This is a genomic window from Streptomyces sp. SKN60 (assembly GCF_026236535.1).
Taxonomy (GTDB): domain Bacteria; phylum Actinomycetota; class Actinomycetes; order Streptomycetales; family Streptomycetaceae; genus Streptomyces.
The window spans coordinates 229,664-245,312 of the sequence record NZ_JAHTMW010000005.1; the positions used below are offsets into that span (position 1 = coordinate 229,664).

Sequence of the window (15,649 nt, forward strand, 5' to 3'; positions counted from 1 at the left end):
GTTTCAGGACGACTTGACGTAGTCCGGTCGACCTTTTTCGAAGCGCTTGCCGCGCCCGCCGAGTGTGCGTAGCGTGCGCCCCATCGCGTGATCATTAATCCAGGGGTGGGGATCAACGTGCCGTTTTGGCGTGCGCAAAAGCTGTCAAGACATAATTCACCGGCTCGGCGTTCGGGACTTTTCGCACTTGGGCTGGCAATGCTGGTTTCGGGGGCCTCTTTGTCCCCGGTCGCTCAGGCGGCCGAGGGGCAAGGCGGCCTTCCCGAGGTCCAGAAGGTCACCGACGTTCCGGCCGCCACCAACGCGTTCCGCCGGTCATCGCCTCCGGTGTCGAAGAGCGCGAAAGCCGCTCTCAGGACGGCTCCTGAGGTGACCTGGCCGGAGTCTGCGACAGCGCAGGTCACCGTGCCCAGGCCGACGTCAGGACTGGCTGCACGGACGCGGGGGCAGGACGCCATCGCCCAGCGGGACAAGGCCGCTCCGGCCGGACCTGCAGTCAGGGCGGGCACCCTTCCGCTCCGCCTTGCCGTGGGCGATCCCGCGGTGGCCAAGGGGAGCAGAACGCCGGGTGTCGACGCGCCGGAGCTCACGGCCAAGGTCTCCGTCCATGATCAGGCCGCCGCGCGCAAGGCGGGCGTGCGTGGACTCCTGTTGTCGGTCAAGCGCACGGACCGTGGCAGCGGGACCACCCCCCTGTCGGTGGAGCTCGACTACCGGTCCTTCGCCCAGGCCTACGGCGGAGCCTGGGGATCCCGCCTCCAGTTCACCGCGCTGCCGGCATGCGCGCTGACAACACCGGCCAGGCCGGAATGCCGCGCCGGCGTCGCCGTGCCCAGTGTCAACAAGGCCGCGACCGGAACCCTCACGGGCACGGTCGCTGCCCCTTCCGCCGACCAGGCGACGGGAAGCGTCCTGCTCGCCGCGACCGCCGGACCCTCGGGTCCCACCGGCACGTACAAGGCGACGTCCCTCAGCCCCACAGGCTCGTGGTCGGGCGGTGGCTCCGCCGGTGACTTCTCCTGGTCCTACCCCATGGAGATCCCCGCTTCGCTCGGCGGCCCCGGCCCCTCGGTGGGACTCTCCTATTCCTCCGGGTCGGTGGACGGCAGGACGCTCGCAACCTCACAGCAGCCTTCCTGGGTCGGCGACGGCTGGGACATGGGCGACAACTTCATCGAGCGCAGCTACGTGCCGTGCGCAGAGGACCGTAAGCCGGAGAGCGGATTCAACAATCCGACCACGCACCCCACCGGCGACCTCTGTCAAGGGCCGCCGATGGTGACACTGTCGCTCAACGGCTCGTCCACCTCCCTTGTCCTGGACGACGACAGCAAGAAGTGGATTCCGGCCAACGAAGACGGTTCCAAGGTCGAGATCCGGACCGACACCGACAACGGGGACAACGAGAATGAGTACTGGGTCGTCACCAACACCGAAGGTGTCGAGTTCCATTTCGGCCGTAATCACCTGCCCGGCTGGAAAAGCGGAATGCCCGCGACCAATTCGGCCTTCACCGTGCCTGTCTTCGGCAACCACCCGGGCGAGAACTGCCACGCCGCCACCTTCGCGGCCTCGGTCTGCGACCAGGCCTACCGCTGGAATCTCGACTATGTCGTCGACCCCCGTGGCAACGCCCTGACCTACTGGTACACCAAGGAACGCAACTACTACGGCTCCAACATCACGGCGACGGGCACCTCGACGGCTCGCGGGTACGACCGCGGCGGCTGGCTCACCCGGGCCGCCTACGGGCTGCGCTCCGAGAGCCTCTTCGCACCGGCACCGGCCGAGGTCGTCTTCGGGGTCACCGAACGCTGCATCGTCGTGCCGAACGTCTTCGACTGCGCCGAGTCCAAGTTGACCTCGACCGCCCCCTACGACGTCACCAAGCGGTGGCCCGACGTGCCCGCGGACCAGCTCTGTGCGGCAGGCGAGACGTGCACCAACCGCACCTCGCCCACCTTCTTCACCCGCAAGCGGCTGGAAACCGTCACGACCCGGGTCCTGAAGAACGGGGTCCCGACCCCCGTCGACACATGGACACTTGAGCAGGACTTCCTTCCCACCGGCGACGGAGCCATCGCCGGCGAGTACCCGCTCTGGCTGAAGAGCATCACGCACACTGGCCGCAACGGTGGCGAACTTCCGCTGCCGCCTGTGACATTCGGAGGTGTCCAGCTCGACAATCGTGTCGACAACGACGACGACGGCAACCCGCCGTACAAGCGCTGGCGCATCGAGACGATCCAGACGGAGACGGGTGCGCGAACCGTCGTCAAGTACGCGCCCACCGAGTGCTCCAGCATTCCGGGCAGCGTCAAGTTGCCCGCTTCGGCCGCGGACAACACACTGCGCTGCTACCCCGTGGTGAACGAGACCAACGACCCGCAGGACCCTACGGGGACGAAAAAGCTCTACTCGACCGACTGGTTCCACAAGCACCGGGTCGACCAGGTCCGTGACGAGGACATCAACGGCACCTCGCCCACCCGTGAGACCAACTACCAGTACATCGGGGCGCCCGCTTGGGCGTACGACGACACCAGCGAACTGACCAACGAGCCGGCCCGCACGTGGTCGGTCTACCGGGGGTACGCCAAGGTGCGCACCCTGGTCGGCGTCGCCCCGGACGAGCGCTCGCAGACCGACACGCTCTTCTTCCGCGGTCTCGACGGCGACCGGAAGGCTGACGGGACACGGCGGTCCGTCAAGGTGACGGACTCCGAGGGCGGGCAGATGGCGGACCACCGGCTGCTCGCCGGTCAGGTCCGGGAGACCGTGTACTACGAGGGAGAGGGCGGCGCCCTGCACTCCGCCACCCTCAACACACCGTGGCTCCGAGGGCCCACAGCCTCACGCAACCGGGATGCGACCGGCGCCGTTCCGCTCGAAGCCTGGGTCCAGGGGCTGGGCTCGACGGCGTCGCGCTCCGTACTGTCGGGCAACCGCGGCCAGCGGCGCACCGCGGTGGAGCACACATACGACAACGCCGGCCGAGTCACCCAGACCACCAGCCGTGGTGATGTCGACGACCCGAACGACGACACATGCGTCAGATACGAGTACCTCGACAACCTGACGAAGTGGTTCAGATCTCAGCGGACCCGGACCGAGACGCTGGCGAAGGCGTGCACCGACACCACCCTCACCCGCCCGGGCGACGTGATCTCCGATGCCAAGGTCATCTACGACGCGGTCGGCAATGTCGTGGGGACGGAGTCGCTGAAGGGGTACTCGGGCTCCACGCCGCTGTACGATCCCGCCGGCTCGTCGACCTTCGACGAATATGGTCGGCCCACGTCCATGACCGACGTGTACGGCAAGACCACGAACATGGCTTACACGCCGGCGTCGGGCTCGGTCGTCACCAAGACCGTGACCACCAACGCCCTCGGCCACACGGCGACGACCGAGGTCGACCCGGGGCGCGGCCTGCCCGTCGCACAGATCGACGCCAACGGGCGCAAGAGCGTCATGCAGTACGACCCTCTGGGGCGGATGACGAAGGTGTGGTCGCCCGATCGCGACTCGCTCACCACGACCCCGGACGCCGAGTTCTCGTACACCGTCGGGCAGAAAGCCCCCGTCGTCATCACCAACAAACGCCTGCTGGAGAACGGCACCTACCGGATCAGCTATGACTTCTACGACGGCGCGCTCCGACTGAGGCAGACCCAGAACCCGGCAGCGGGCGGCGGCCGGGCGATCACGGACACGTTCTACGACAGCCTCGGCCGGGTGTGGAAGGAGAACGCCGGCTACTTCAACAGCGCCAGTGATCCTTCGCCGGTGATGTTCCAGGCCGTCGACAACGGGGTTCCGTCGTCGACCGTGACCGCGTACGACGGCATGAGCCGCCCGACCGCCACCATCGCCCGCAAGTTCGGGATCGAGACGTGGCGCACCACGACCACGTACGGCGGGGACTGGACGGCCGTGGATCCGCCCGCGGGCGAGACTCCGACGATGGCCCTTGTGGACGCCCTCGGCCGCAAGACCGAACTGCGCCAGTACAAGGGTGACGTTCCGAGCGGCGACTACGACCACATCGCGTACCACTACAACCGGAAGGGGCAGCTGGAGAAGGTCGTCGACCAGGTCGGGAACGAGTGGACGCGGACGTACGACATCCGCGGACGGATCAAGTCCAGCACCGACCCGGACAAGGGCACGAGCACCCTCGGGTACGACAAGGGCGACCGAGTGGTGTCCATGACGGACGGCAGCACGCCCGCCCGGACCGTCGCCATGGTCTACGACGACCTGGGGCGCCTCACCGAGACCCACGCGGAATCGGTCACCGGTCCCAAGCTCACGTCCCAGACCTACGACACGCTGCCTGGCGCCCTCGGCCTGCCGGTCGCGTCCACCCGGTACGTCGACGGCAACGCCTACACCCAGGCCGTCACGGCGTACGACGCCGAGTACCGCCCCAAGGGGACCTCGATCACGATCCCCGCGTCCGAGACGGGGCTCGCCGGCACCTACACGTACTCCAACACGTACACCGCGCGGACCGGCCTGCCCTACACGACGACGCACCCTACGGTCGGCGGCCTGCCCTCGGAGCGGGTCTCCGTCGGGTACAACGCGCTCGATGCCGTCAGCACCATGTCCGTGGCGGGCAAGACCTTCGTCGCGGCGACCGAGTACACGTCCCTCGGTGACGTGGTGCGTACCAGGGTCGACTCGGCGGGCAAGCAGCTGATCTCCAGCTACCTGTTCGACGAGCAGACCAGGCGGGTCACGCGGGCCACGCACCACCAGGAGACCGGCACCGTCGACACGACGCAGATCAGCGACACCACGACCGCGTACGACGCGGTCGGCAACGTCACCCGGATCACCGAGAAGACGGGCGACAACCCGACTCCCACCACCACCGACGTGCAGTGCTTCGCCTACGACTACCTGCGCCGGATGTCGGACGCGTGGACGTCGACGGACGACTGCGCGAGTCGGCCCGGCTCGGGCGGCCCCGGCTCGGCGCCTCAGGTCGGTGGCCCCGACCCGTACTGGAGCTCGTACACCTTCGACGCCGCCGGCAACCGTCAGACCGAGGTCAAGCACGACACCGGGGGCGACCCGGCCAAGGACATCACCCGGTCGTACGCCTACGCCACGGGCCTGCCCACGAAGAGCCGCCTCTCCAAGGTCACCACCGCCGGCCCGCAGGGCACCCGTGAGGAGCTCTACGGCTACGACGAGGTAGGCAGCACCACCTCGCGAACGATCCAGGGTGACACCCAGAGCCTGGAGTGGGACATCGAGGGCCACCTGCGGAAGGTGACCGCGGGTCAGAACGAGACCGCCTTCGTGTACGACGCGGGCGGCAATCGCCTGATCAAGCACGAGCCGAGCGGGTCCACCCTGTACCTGCCGGGCTCCGAGCTGAAGGTCGACAAGGACGGCAAGCTCCTCAAGACGACCCGCTTCTACGGTCACCCGGCCGGCCCCGCCATGGTGAAGGTCGCCCAAGGCGGCACGATCACGGCCTCGTACATGGTGTCCGACCGAAACGGCACGGCCACGACGTCCGTCGACGCGGTGACCAAGGCGGTCACGCGTCGCAAGTTCACCCCGTTCGGTGAGGAACGTGGCCAGGCGCCTTCCATGTGGCCTTCCGAGAAGGGCTACGTCGGCGGGACCAAGGACGAGTCGACCGGCCTGACCCATCTCGGAGCACGCGAGTACGACCCGGCGCTGGGGCGCTTCATCTCGGTGGACCCGCAGATGGACATAGCCGAGTCCCAGACGATGAACCCGTACGCGTACGGCAACAACAGCCCGATCACGTTCGCGGACCCGTCGGGACGGGCGTTCTGCGCCGATGAGGCGTGCAATGTGCGCATCCAGACGGAAGGGAAGTCGCACGACGAGGTCGGCGGCAAGACCAACCGTGGTCCCGGAGTCACCCCGCCCCCGCCGCCTCCGCCGACCACGAGTGTCAGCGAGGACGACGTCAAGAGGGCCTCTGTGATCAAGCAGAAGTCCAAAGCGGACATCATCCTTGAGATCGCCATCGAGGTCGCCAAGGACATGAGCGGCTTCAACGACATCAAGGACTGCATCGGCGGAGACCTCTGGGCGTGCGGTTCGATCGCCCTGGACGCGGCCATGCCGTTCGCCGGCAAGGCGAAGAAGGCGTTCAAGGCGCTGAAGACCGCCTGGAAGATGTACCACCGCTGGGAAGACGAGGTCCGCTGGGCCACGAGCACGCTGCGCCGCGCGGACGACGACGCGGTGGCCATGGCGAAATACGCCGAGGACATGGCCGCTTGGAAGAAGGAGGCCGATGCGGCCAAGGCGGCCGCCAAGAAGGCGGACGACGCGGCGGCCGATGCGGCGAAGAAGGCCGACGGCAGCGGCGGAGACGCCCCGAGCTGTCCCGTCAGAAACAGCTTCACCCCTGAGACGAAGGTGCTCCTCGCCGACGGCACCACCAAGGCGATCAAGGACCTGAAGCCCGGGGACCAGGTCCTCTCGACGGACGAGAAGACCGGCGAGACCGCCCCGAAGGGCGTCGCCGCGACGATCATCGGCGAGGGCGAGAAGCACCTCGTCAAGATCACCGTCGACACGGACGGCACCAAGGGCGACCGCACGGCCCCCATCACGGCCACCGACGGCCACCCCTTCTGGGTCCCGGCCCTCCGCAAGTGGGTCGACGCCAAGGACCTGAAGTCCGGCCAGTGGCTCCGCACCAGCGCGGGCACCCATGTCCAGATCACCGCGGTCCGCGCGTGGACGCAGCCGGCGAGCGTGCGTAACCTGACGGTGGCGGACTTCCACACGTACTATGTGGTGGCTGACAGCGCCCCGGTCCTTGTCCACAACTGTGGATCGAACAGCGACGGGTATCTGTATCGCGGTGTCGCCGAGGGGCATACTGGCTATGCCGCGGCTGCCGAAGGCCGTGCGGTGCCCCGTGGAGGTACCCGGAGCATCCGCGACCATTCGGGTGGAGACCAAACAGATAGCAACTTCACGTCGTGGTCGGATGACCTCGATGTTGCTGTAGACCGTGCCCGGAACCTGGGGGAACGCTGGGTTAATAAAGGTGTGGTGATGCGCATCAGGGTGTCAGACATCGATCCCGCCATCGGGCCGTCGAGGAATATCCAAGTCCACGGCTCTCAGTGGGAAGTATTCTTCGAAGATGAGCATCTCATTGTTGGTGAAATCCAGGCCCACGAGATCAGCTTCGACTTCGGAGAGACCTGGTTGCGCGTGACGGGGTGATGAGATGAAGGAAGTATCCGCGAGTGAACTGTTAACCGCATTCGAGTCCGACTCCGAGGTCATCATTCTGGCCAAAAATGCGCTACTTTCTGGAGCGCATTTCAATGTCTGGCTCGACCCCGTTCCGGCGCCAAGGATTCGGGGTGTCCTTCGGAGCAGGGTGAGAACCATGCAACGGCGTGGCAAGCCGGTCGTCGGGGCCGTAGAAAGCCTTGCGCGTCTTGACGAAATGGGCGAACGCGGCCTTCTTGTGGCCGAGGTGGACGATCGCGAACGAGCGGGATACTCCTTTCGTCTCTACCTCGATCCGCACCCGCTCAAAGTGGTCGGGTGCATAGGGATCGGCATCTCCCCCGGAGATGGCCCCGTCGCTGGGTCTTCATAGAGCCCCAGTGCCCCACCGGATCTGTTTTCCGGTGGGGCCGTTGGGCTTTTGATGGCGGGCCCGTACCTCACCGCCCCCTCCGTCTCCAGTCGAAGCCCCTCCTCCATCGCCGCCCTCGCCAGTCGGCGCCGCGCTCCCGCCCCCTCTGATGTCCGTGCGGTTCGCCTCCGCGTTCTCCACCACCTCGGCCACGGCCACCGCTGGCTGGGCCGAGGCTGCCGCCCAGGCCCGAGGCGGCTAAGACAGCGGCCGACGCGCCACCGAACGGCCCGAGAAGTCCGGTAACCCGGCCCACAGGGCGGCTCAGGCCAAGGCCGCACCCAAGTCCCCCCGCCCACGCCAGCCCCCGTGGCGCCGGTCGCGTCAGGAAGCCCGAGGGCAAGCCCGGGGCCCGAGCGCAGCCAGGGCGGTTCGAACGGCAGCCATGCTTCCAGGAGGCGTCGCTCCGCTGCGTGCGAACGGGAGGTGTGGCAGCACTCGGTGAGCAGGCGGAGGCAGGTGAGCGGCCATACCGCCGGATCACCGACTCCTTCACCCTCTGAGTCGACGGGGCTCACGCCGTACGTAGTGGAAACCCGTGCCTTCCGAGGTCATGCCTCTGTCTGGCCGCGGCCCCCTCCGCAGTTACGGCGACAGCCGACGAGCAGGGGGGCTGGCCTGGTTGCCATACCCAGCCGTACGGGGGGCTGCCCTAGGGGCGGGTCATCCTGGAGGGGTACGGAAGGTTGATCCCGGGGGCTGACGATTCCGGGCCGCCGTCCTGGTGTGATGGATCCATCGAAACAGGGTCCATCAGGGCACGGAGGGAACGCAGACCATGGCAGCAGAGCGCAAGGCGAGTCGTTACATCGTCCCGGTCGCGGTGGCCGGAGTGGCCGCTGCGACCATCGGCCTGGTGCCGGCGCTCGCCGCGTCAGGCGACCCGGATCTGCCGGAGATCACGGCGCAGCAGCTCATCGAGAAGATCGCCGCCTCGGACACGCAGACGCTGTCCGGCACGTTCAAGATCAGCACCGACCTGGGGCTGCCGTCCGTCGCCGGTCTGCTCCCGTCCGCCGTGCCGTCCGGGCCCGGCGGGTCCTCGACCGCCGACCCGTCGGCGAAGCTCGCCGAGCTGGTGTCGGGCTCGCACACGCTGCGGGTCGCGGCCGACGGTCCGGAGCGGCAGAAGCTCACGGTGCTCGACGGCTCGGACGAGTACAGCCTGATCCACAACGGGGACGACGTCTGGGCGTACGACAGCAAGTCGGACGAGGTCTTCCACGAGAAGGCGCAGAAGGGCGAGTCCCCCAAGGGCCCGCACGGCAAGGCCCCGGAGAAGGAGCTGCCGGGCACGCCCAAGCAGCTCGCCGACGAGGTCCTGAAGGCGGCCGGGGACACGACCTCGATCACCGTCGGCGGTACGGCGAAGGTGGCCGGCCGGGACGCGTACCAGCTGGTGATCAAGCCCAAGCAGTCCGGCTCGACGGTCGAGTCGGTCAAGATCGCGGTGGACGCGTCCACCGGTACGCCGCTGAAGTTCACCCTCGACTCCGTCAGCGGCGGCAAGCCGGTCGTCGACGCGGGCTTCACCAAGGTGGACTTCGCCAAGCCGGCCGCCGACACCTTCGACTTCAAGGCGCCGAAGGGCGCCAAGGTGACGGAGGGCGCGGCGGACAAGGCCGGCAAGGACGCCGGCAAGGACGCCGAGGACGAGTTCGGCAAGGGCTTCGGCGGGCTCCTCCCCGGCCTGGGCAAGGGCGGTGCCGGCGAGCCGCAGATCATCGGCGAGGGGTGGACCACCGTCGCCAAGCTGAACACCGGCGCCCCGGCGCCCAAGACGGACGACGCGCCGAAGGAGGTCCAGGGCTTCCTGGACGCCCTCGGCGACAAGGTGAGCGGGAAGTTCGGCTCCGGCACCGTCTTCAAGACGAAGATCGTCAACGTTCTGATGACGGACGACGGCACGGTCTACGTCGGCGCGGTCACGCCCGACAAGCTCGTCGCCACGGCCGACTCGGCGAAGTAGGCCTGGAGCAGCACTGATTGGGACCCCGGGTGGGTCGGGGCGATGGTCACCGACCCACCCGGGCGTTTCTTACGGGAACGTCAGCTTGAAGCTGTTGATGTAGCCCGTGTCGGCCGAGGCCTTGTCCTGGACGCGCAGCTTCCAGACACCGTTGGCGACCTCGCTCGACGCGTTCACCGTGTAGGTCTGGTTGATGTTGTCCGTGCTGCTGCCGGTCCGGTTGTGCAGGTTGTAGACCGAGCCGTCCGGCGCGATCAGGTCGACGACCAGGTCGCCGATCCACGTGTGGACGATGTCCACGCCGACGGCGAGGTTGCTCGGCGCGTTGCCTGACACGCCGCTGACGGTCACCGACGAGGTCACCGCGGCGCCCGCGTCCGGGATGGACACGTCGGCGGTGTTCTCGAAGACCGTGCCGGTCGGCGGGGGAGTGGTGGAGCCGCTCGACAGGTTCCAGATCGCGTACGCGATGGCGTCCGAATTGCGGTCCAGAGCCGTGTCGTTGATGTTCGCCGACGTGTCGCACGAGGAGTGGTAGCAGCGGTCGAAGGCCTGGCCGGCCGTGCCGCCCCACTTCTGCGCCTGCGCCGAGGTCTTGGTGTAGTCGGCGCCGGAGAACAGACCGCCGACCGGGACGCCCGCGTTCTTGAACGGCGCGTGGTCCGAGCGCCCGTCGCCCTCGGTCTCGATCTCGGTCGGGATGCCGATCCCCGCGTAGTACGTCTTGAAGGTCTGCTCGATCGTCGGGTCGTCGTCGTACACGAAGTAGCCCGGGTTCGGCGAGCCGATCATGTCGAAGTTCAGATACGCCTTGATCTTGGCGCGCTCGGTGGACGGCGTGTTGTTCACGTAGTACTTCGAGCCGACCAGGCCCAGTTCCTCGGCGCCCCACCAGGCGAAGCGCAGGTGCTTCGTCGGCTGGAGCTGGGCGCGGGAGACGGCGAGCGCGTTCTCCAGGATGGCGGCGGAGCCCGAGCCGTTGTCGTTGATGCCGGGCCCGGAGGTCACCGAGTCGAGGTGCGAGCCGGACATGACGACCTGGTTGGGGTCGCCGCCCGGCCAGTCGGCTATGAGGTTGTAGCCGGTGGAGCCGTTGTACGAGAACTGCTGGAGGGCGGTGGTGTACCCGGCCGCGTCCAGCTTGGCCTTCACGAAGTCGATCGACGCCTTGTAGCCGGTACGGCCGTGGGCGCGGTTGCCGCCGTTGGCGTTGGCGATCGACTGGAGGTCGGCGAGGTGCTGCTTGACGTTGGTGACCGAGATGTCGGGCGGCGTGACAGCGGCCGGGGCCGCAGGGCTCGCCGGGGCGGCGTTCGCCGGGACGGCGCCCGCGAAGGCGCCGAGGACGAGGGCCGAGGCGCCGGCCAAGGCGGAGAGTCTCGCGGAGAGTTTCATGTGGGGGCTCCGGATTCCGAACTGGGGATGGGACGGAACGTGCGAGCGCCTCGCGCCGTGGGTGACGCGAGGCGTGGAGCTGTCTGGAGCTGTGCCACAAAAGCGCCGAACGACTGCGCTTTTGTGGGACGAATGTTCAATGAGAGTTTGACTCCCCGTCAAGAGCAGAATCCGGTCAGGGCTGTTCGCTCACCGAACAGCCCAGCGTCCGAAGCCTCAGCGTCGACAGCGCGTCGCCGATGGGCTGAGTCCGGCTCCACCGCATGAGGTTGATGGCGATGGACATCTGGCGCCGTCCGTCCTCACGCGTCATCGACACCGTCCCGGCGCCCCACACCGTGCCCTCGTTCCCCCAGTAGGTGCCGCAGCCCGGCACCTCGACCTTCTGCAGCCCCAGTCCGTACGAGATCGTCGACCCGTCCAGGGCGATCACCGGCACCGTGCGCCGCATCTGCGCCAGCGAGGCCGAGGAGATGATCCGGCCGCCGAGCAGCGTCCGGTAGAAACGGTTCAGGTCCTCCATGGTGGACACCAGACCGGCCCCGGTCATGTCCCACGACATGGTGTAGACGCTGTAGTCGCGCGGCGGGTCGATCACGCCGCCCAGCGCCTCGTACATCTTCGAGTGCGGCCCCTCGATGCGCGGCCCGGTGGGGAAGAAGGTGTGCCGCAGACCGGCCCGCTCGATGACGTTCCGGGTGATGTACTCCTCCGCCGGAACGCCCGTCACCCGCTCCAACAGCTCCCCGAGGAGCAGGTAGTTGGTGTTCGAGTAGACGCCGGGCAGGGCACCCGGCTCGGCGGACTGCGGCGCCGCGAGACCGAGCGCGATCAGGTCGGTCGCCTCGAAGTGCGTGTAACGGTTCTCGTCGAGGCTCTTCGAGGAGGGCGGCCCGTCGGCGCCGGAGACGGCCGGGAAGGCCGACGGGAACGCGTACGGGATGTACTCGGTGAAGCCGCTGGTGTGGTTGAGCAGCATCCGCACCGTGACCGCCCGCCCGCGCTCGCCCGGCACCAGGTCGGGCAGGTAGTCGCCGATCGGCGCGTCGAGCCGGACCCGGCCCTGCTCGACCTGCTGGAGGACGGCGGCGGAGGTGAAGGTCTTGGTGATGCTGCCGACCCGGTGCAGCAGGTCGGGCCGGACCGGCCGGCCGCTCTCCAGGTCGGCGACGCCGGCCGCGCCCCGCCAGGTGCGCCCGGCGTCCCGTACCTCGGCGAACGCGCCGGGCATCCCCGCGGCGTGCAGGTCGTCCAGGGCGGACTGGAGCCCGGCGGGGTCGAGCCCGGGGGTGGGGGCGGGGGCGGTGGGTGTGCTCGCGGTGGCGGGGGTGGTGCTCGCCATCAGGCTGAAGGCGGCGAGCCCGAGCAGGGCAAGGCGCAGTTTCATGAGGTCGTACTCCTCGCTGGGGGTCTTCAGTCGGTGAGGGCGCGGCGCAGTACCGCGCCCAGCTCGGCGTTCTGGCGCTGCGAGACATCGGCCGTGACGATCGCCTGCGAGCCGTGGAAGGTGCCGGGCCACTGATGCAGCTCGACGGGCACGCGGGCCTGGAGCAGGCGCAGCGCGTAGTGGATGTCCTCGTCGCGGTTGGGGCAGAGCTCGGCGGTCGCGATGTACGCCGGGGGCAGCCCGGTCAGGTCCTCGACGCGGCCGGCCGCGGCGTAGCCGGGCACCTCCCGGCCGACACCGCACAGGTAGCTGCGCCAGGAGGCGGCGGCCTTGGCGCGGTCGATCCACGGGGTGTCGGTGAAATGGCGCTGCGACCACGTCTCCTGCCGGTCGTCCAGCTGCGGCTGGTTGAGCAGCTGGAAGCGGATCGCCGGGCCGCCCTCGTCGCGCGCCCGCAGGGCGAGCGCCGCGGCCAGGCCGCCGCCCGCGCTGTGCCCGCCGACGGCGATCCGGTCGGGGTCGATGCCGAGCCGGTCGGCGTTCCGGGCCGTCCACTTCAGTACGGCGAAGGCGTCGTCGAGGGCGGCGGGGTACGGGTGCTCCGGCGCGAGCCGGTAGCCCACCGACACCACGACCTGGCCGGAGCCGACGGCGATCCGGGTGGCCCAGGGGTGCTCGCTGTCGAGGTCGCCCATGACGTATCCGCCGCCGTGCAGCCAGACGACGGCGCCGCGCGCGCCGCGCGGCCGGTAGATCCGTACGGGCACGTCGGGCTGTCCCGGCTGCTCACCACCTGGCACCGTCGCGTCCTCCACCGTCAGGCCCTCGGTCTCCGGGGCGGGCACGGCGGCGGCAAGCTTGCCGAACCCGGCGCGGGCGGCGACCGGGTCGGCGAAGTCGGCATCGGGGAACAGCGGGACGAAGGCTTCGAGTTCGGGATCCATGACGCCCATCCTCACGGCGGCCACGGCCGCCGGGCAGCCGCCGTCCGTCGCGCGTCCGGGGCCGGACGCGCACCGATCGGCGCCCCCGCCGGCCGCCCGCGGCTTCTATCCTTCCGGCATGGAGGCACTGGCCCTGCGCGTGTCCGGACTCGATCCGTACGTCGACGGAGCGATCCGCGTCGTCGCGTTCTACGACACGTTGATGCGCCGCCGCGTCGACCTTCCCGCCCTCGCGCGCGCCTCGGCGGGCCTGGCGGAGTGCGTCGCCGGCATCCGGCTGCACGGTTCGGGCCGGGCCATCCGGTTCTCGCCGCTGGGCACGGAGGCCGGGGCCGGGGTGCAGACCGCCTCCACCACGGCGCCGGTCCTCCTCGACGAGGAGGAGATCGGCTCGGTGTGGCTGGAACGGGCAGGCGCACCCCACCAGTTGGACGAGATCCTGCTCGACCGGCTCGCGATCGCGGTCGCGGCGGCCGTCGAGCGCTACGGCCCGGCCCGTACCACCATGGCCGACCCGGCCCTCGTCGAACTGGCCGTCGCCGCCGGTACGGACGAGGTGGCCCGGGCCCGCGCGCTCCGGCTGCTCGGCTTCGCCGCCGGGGCGCCGCTGCACGTCGTCGCGGTGCGCTCGGCGACCGTACCGCTCGACCGGGTCGGGTCCGGCATCTGCCCCGGCGGCCTGGTGAAGGCGGCGTCGCTGGCCGCGCCGTGCGAGGGGACCGGCGTGCTCCTTGCCACCGCCGTGGACCGGGACGGATTCCCCGAGGGGGTACGGGCGGGGCTCGCCGTCGCGGGGGCCGACGCGCTCGACGCGTCCTGGCACCGGGCGCGTACGGCGCTCCGCTTCACCTCGGCCCGCGAACCGGTGCTGCGCTACGCGGAGTTGGGCGCCCTCGCCCTTCTCGCGGAGGTCCCGGACGCGGTCGCCCGCGCCAACCCCGACGTGGCCGCCCTGGCCCGGCTCGCCGGCAACGACAACCCGGAGGACCTGGAGACCCTGGACGCCTACTGCGCCACCGGCTCGCTGCGCCGCGCCGCCGACCTGCTGCACCTCCACCACAGCAGCGTCTCGCGCCGCCTCGACCACCTGTCCCGCGCCCTTGGCCTGGACCTGACGGACCCGACGGGCCTGACGCGGGCGCGGCTGGCCTTGACGGCGTGGCGGCTGCTGGAGGGCTGAGGCCCCGTGCTACTCCTCGGTGAGCACAGCCACGGTCTCGCGCACCCGCTCGTCCGGGTCGTCGGCCAGCACCCGCAGCAGGGCCTCCGCCTCGGGCGTCTCGCGGTGGACCAGGCCCTCGACCACGATGTCGCGGACCCCGGGGTCGGGGTCGCCGGCCAGGGCGGTCAGGAGCGCGTCGGCGCCAGGGGTGTCGCGGTACGCGATGCTCTCGGCCACGGCCTGTCGTACGGCCGCGTCGGCGGCGTCGGCGGCCAACTCCCTCAGCAGCGCGTCCACTCCGGGCGTCGACCAGCGCGCCACCGCCCGGGCGAGCTCCTGCCGTACGGCCGCGTCCGGATGCCCGGCGAGCCGCGCGAGCCGGGCCACCGGGCCGCGCCTGCGGAGCCGGTACCAGCGCAGCGTCTCGCACAACGCCGCCGTGTCGTCACGGAGTTCGGCCCGATCGAGGCGGGCAAGGAGCAGGCGGGACGCCGGCGCGGGCCCGTACTCCGGGAGCGCGCGCCGTTCCCGCGTCCGCCGCGCGTTGTAGCCGCCGGGCACCTGGCAGGCCTCACAGGGGCAGGGCGCGGTGCCGTGCGCGTCCGGCATGTACCGCCAGCCGTTGACCTGCCGCACCTCCCGCACGTACCGGACCTCCCCGCGCCCGACCGCGCGCGGCAGAAACACCTCCCACCCCCGCGCGTCCTCCAGCCCCCGTATCCGCCGCACGGCCCCGGCCGCCGTCGTCACCTCGGGCTCCCGCTCCCCGTACCGCCCGACGCTCACCTCCTCCTCGTCGGGCAACCGCACATGCACGGCGACGATCCCCCGCGGCCCGGGCCGCCGGGCCAGCTCGCGCAGCCACTGGTGGGTGAGCGCGTACGACTCCACCACGGGAAACATGTACACCCCGCGCCCCGCCCTCGACCCCGGCCCGGGCCCTTGGGCCTTGATCCCGCTGCGCCGGATGCGGGCGGCGTGGACGGCGGGGGTGAGGTGCACGAAGGTCGCCATGCGGCGATGCTAGGTGTTGCCCCGAGCACGGCGGCAGCTCTCTCCTGAGATGGCGGGATCGCCGATTACCGACGACGACGTGAGCGGACAGGTCCTTCTCCGGGCCGCAGCC

8 protein-coding genes are annotated in these 15,649 nt (G+C 69.8%); 3 read left to right on the forward strand and 5 right to left on the reverse strand.

Features of this window, described 5'->3' with window-relative positions; all coding sequences use genetic code 11:
- Nucleotides 1-219 precede the first annotated feature (219 nt).
- Complete coding sequence (locus KV205_RS10805; RefSeq protein ID WP_265863926.1) at nt 220-7,242, forward strand: polymorphic toxin-type HINT domain-containing protein; 7,023 nt, start codon at nt 220-222, stop codon at nt 7,240-7,242.
- 82 nt (nt 7,243-7,324) lie between these two features.
- Here the strand turns inward: KV205_RS10805 and KV205_RS10810 are convergent, their stop codons facing one another.
- A complete protein-coding gene (locus tag KV205_RS10810; protein WP_265863927.1) occupies nt 7,325-7,555 on the reverse strand; it encodes a hypothetical protein in 231 nt (76 codons plus the stop codon).
- Between the two features lie 889 nt (nt 7,556-8,444).
- Here KV205_RS10810 and KV205_RS10815 point away from each other — a divergent pair.
- Complete coding sequence (locus KV205_RS10815; protein WP_265863928.1) at nt 8,445-9,635, forward strand: sigma-E factor regulatory protein RseB domain-containing protein; 1,191 nt, start codon at nt 8,445-8,447, stop codon at nt 9,633-9,635.
- Between the two features lie 69 nt (nt 9,636-9,704).
- Here the strand turns inward: KV205_RS10815 and KV205_RS10820 are convergent, their stop codons facing one another.
- The 3 genes from KV205_RS10820 to KV205_RS10830 form a co-directional block, all read right to left on the reverse strand.
- On the reverse strand, nt 9,705-11,030 hold the full coding sequence (locus tag KV205_RS10820; protein WP_265863929.1) for a M28 family metallopeptidase: 1,326 nt from the start codon (nt 11,028-11,030) through the stop codon (nt 9,705-9,707).
- 175 nt (nt 11,031-11,205) lie between these two features.
- Nucleotides 11,206-12,417, reverse strand: a complete 1,212-nt coding sequence (locus KV205_RS10825; protein WP_265863930.1) for a serine hydrolase — start codon at nt 12,415-12,417, stop codon at nt 11,206-11,208.
- A 26-nt stretch (nt 12,418-12,443) separates the two neighbouring features.
- Nucleotides 12,444-13,361: an alpha/beta hydrolase gene (locus KV205_RS10830; protein WP_265863931.1), complete on the reverse strand. Its 918-nt coding sequence runs from the start codon at nt 13,359-13,361 to the stop codon at nt 12,444-12,446.
- A 118-nt stretch (nt 13,362-13,479) separates the two neighbouring features.
- Here KV205_RS10830 and KV205_RS10835 point away from each other — a divergent pair, with 118 nt between their 5' ends.
- Nucleotides 13,480-14,541 (forward strand): helix-turn-helix domain-containing protein, encoded by a 1,062-nt coding sequence (locus KV205_RS10835; RefSeq protein WP_265863932.1) that lies wholly within the window; start codon nt 13,480-13,482, stop codon nt 14,539-14,541.
- A gap of 9 nt (nt 14,542-14,550) precedes the next feature.
- Here KV205_RS10835 and KV205_RS10840 read toward each other — a convergent pair whose 3' ends face one another.
- A complete protein-coding gene (locus KV205_RS10840) occupies nt 14,551-15,537 on the reverse strand; it encodes a HEAT repeat domain-containing protein (protein ID WP_265863933.1) in 987 nt (328 codons plus the stop codon).
- Nucleotides 15,538-15,649: the final 112 nt, after the last annotated feature.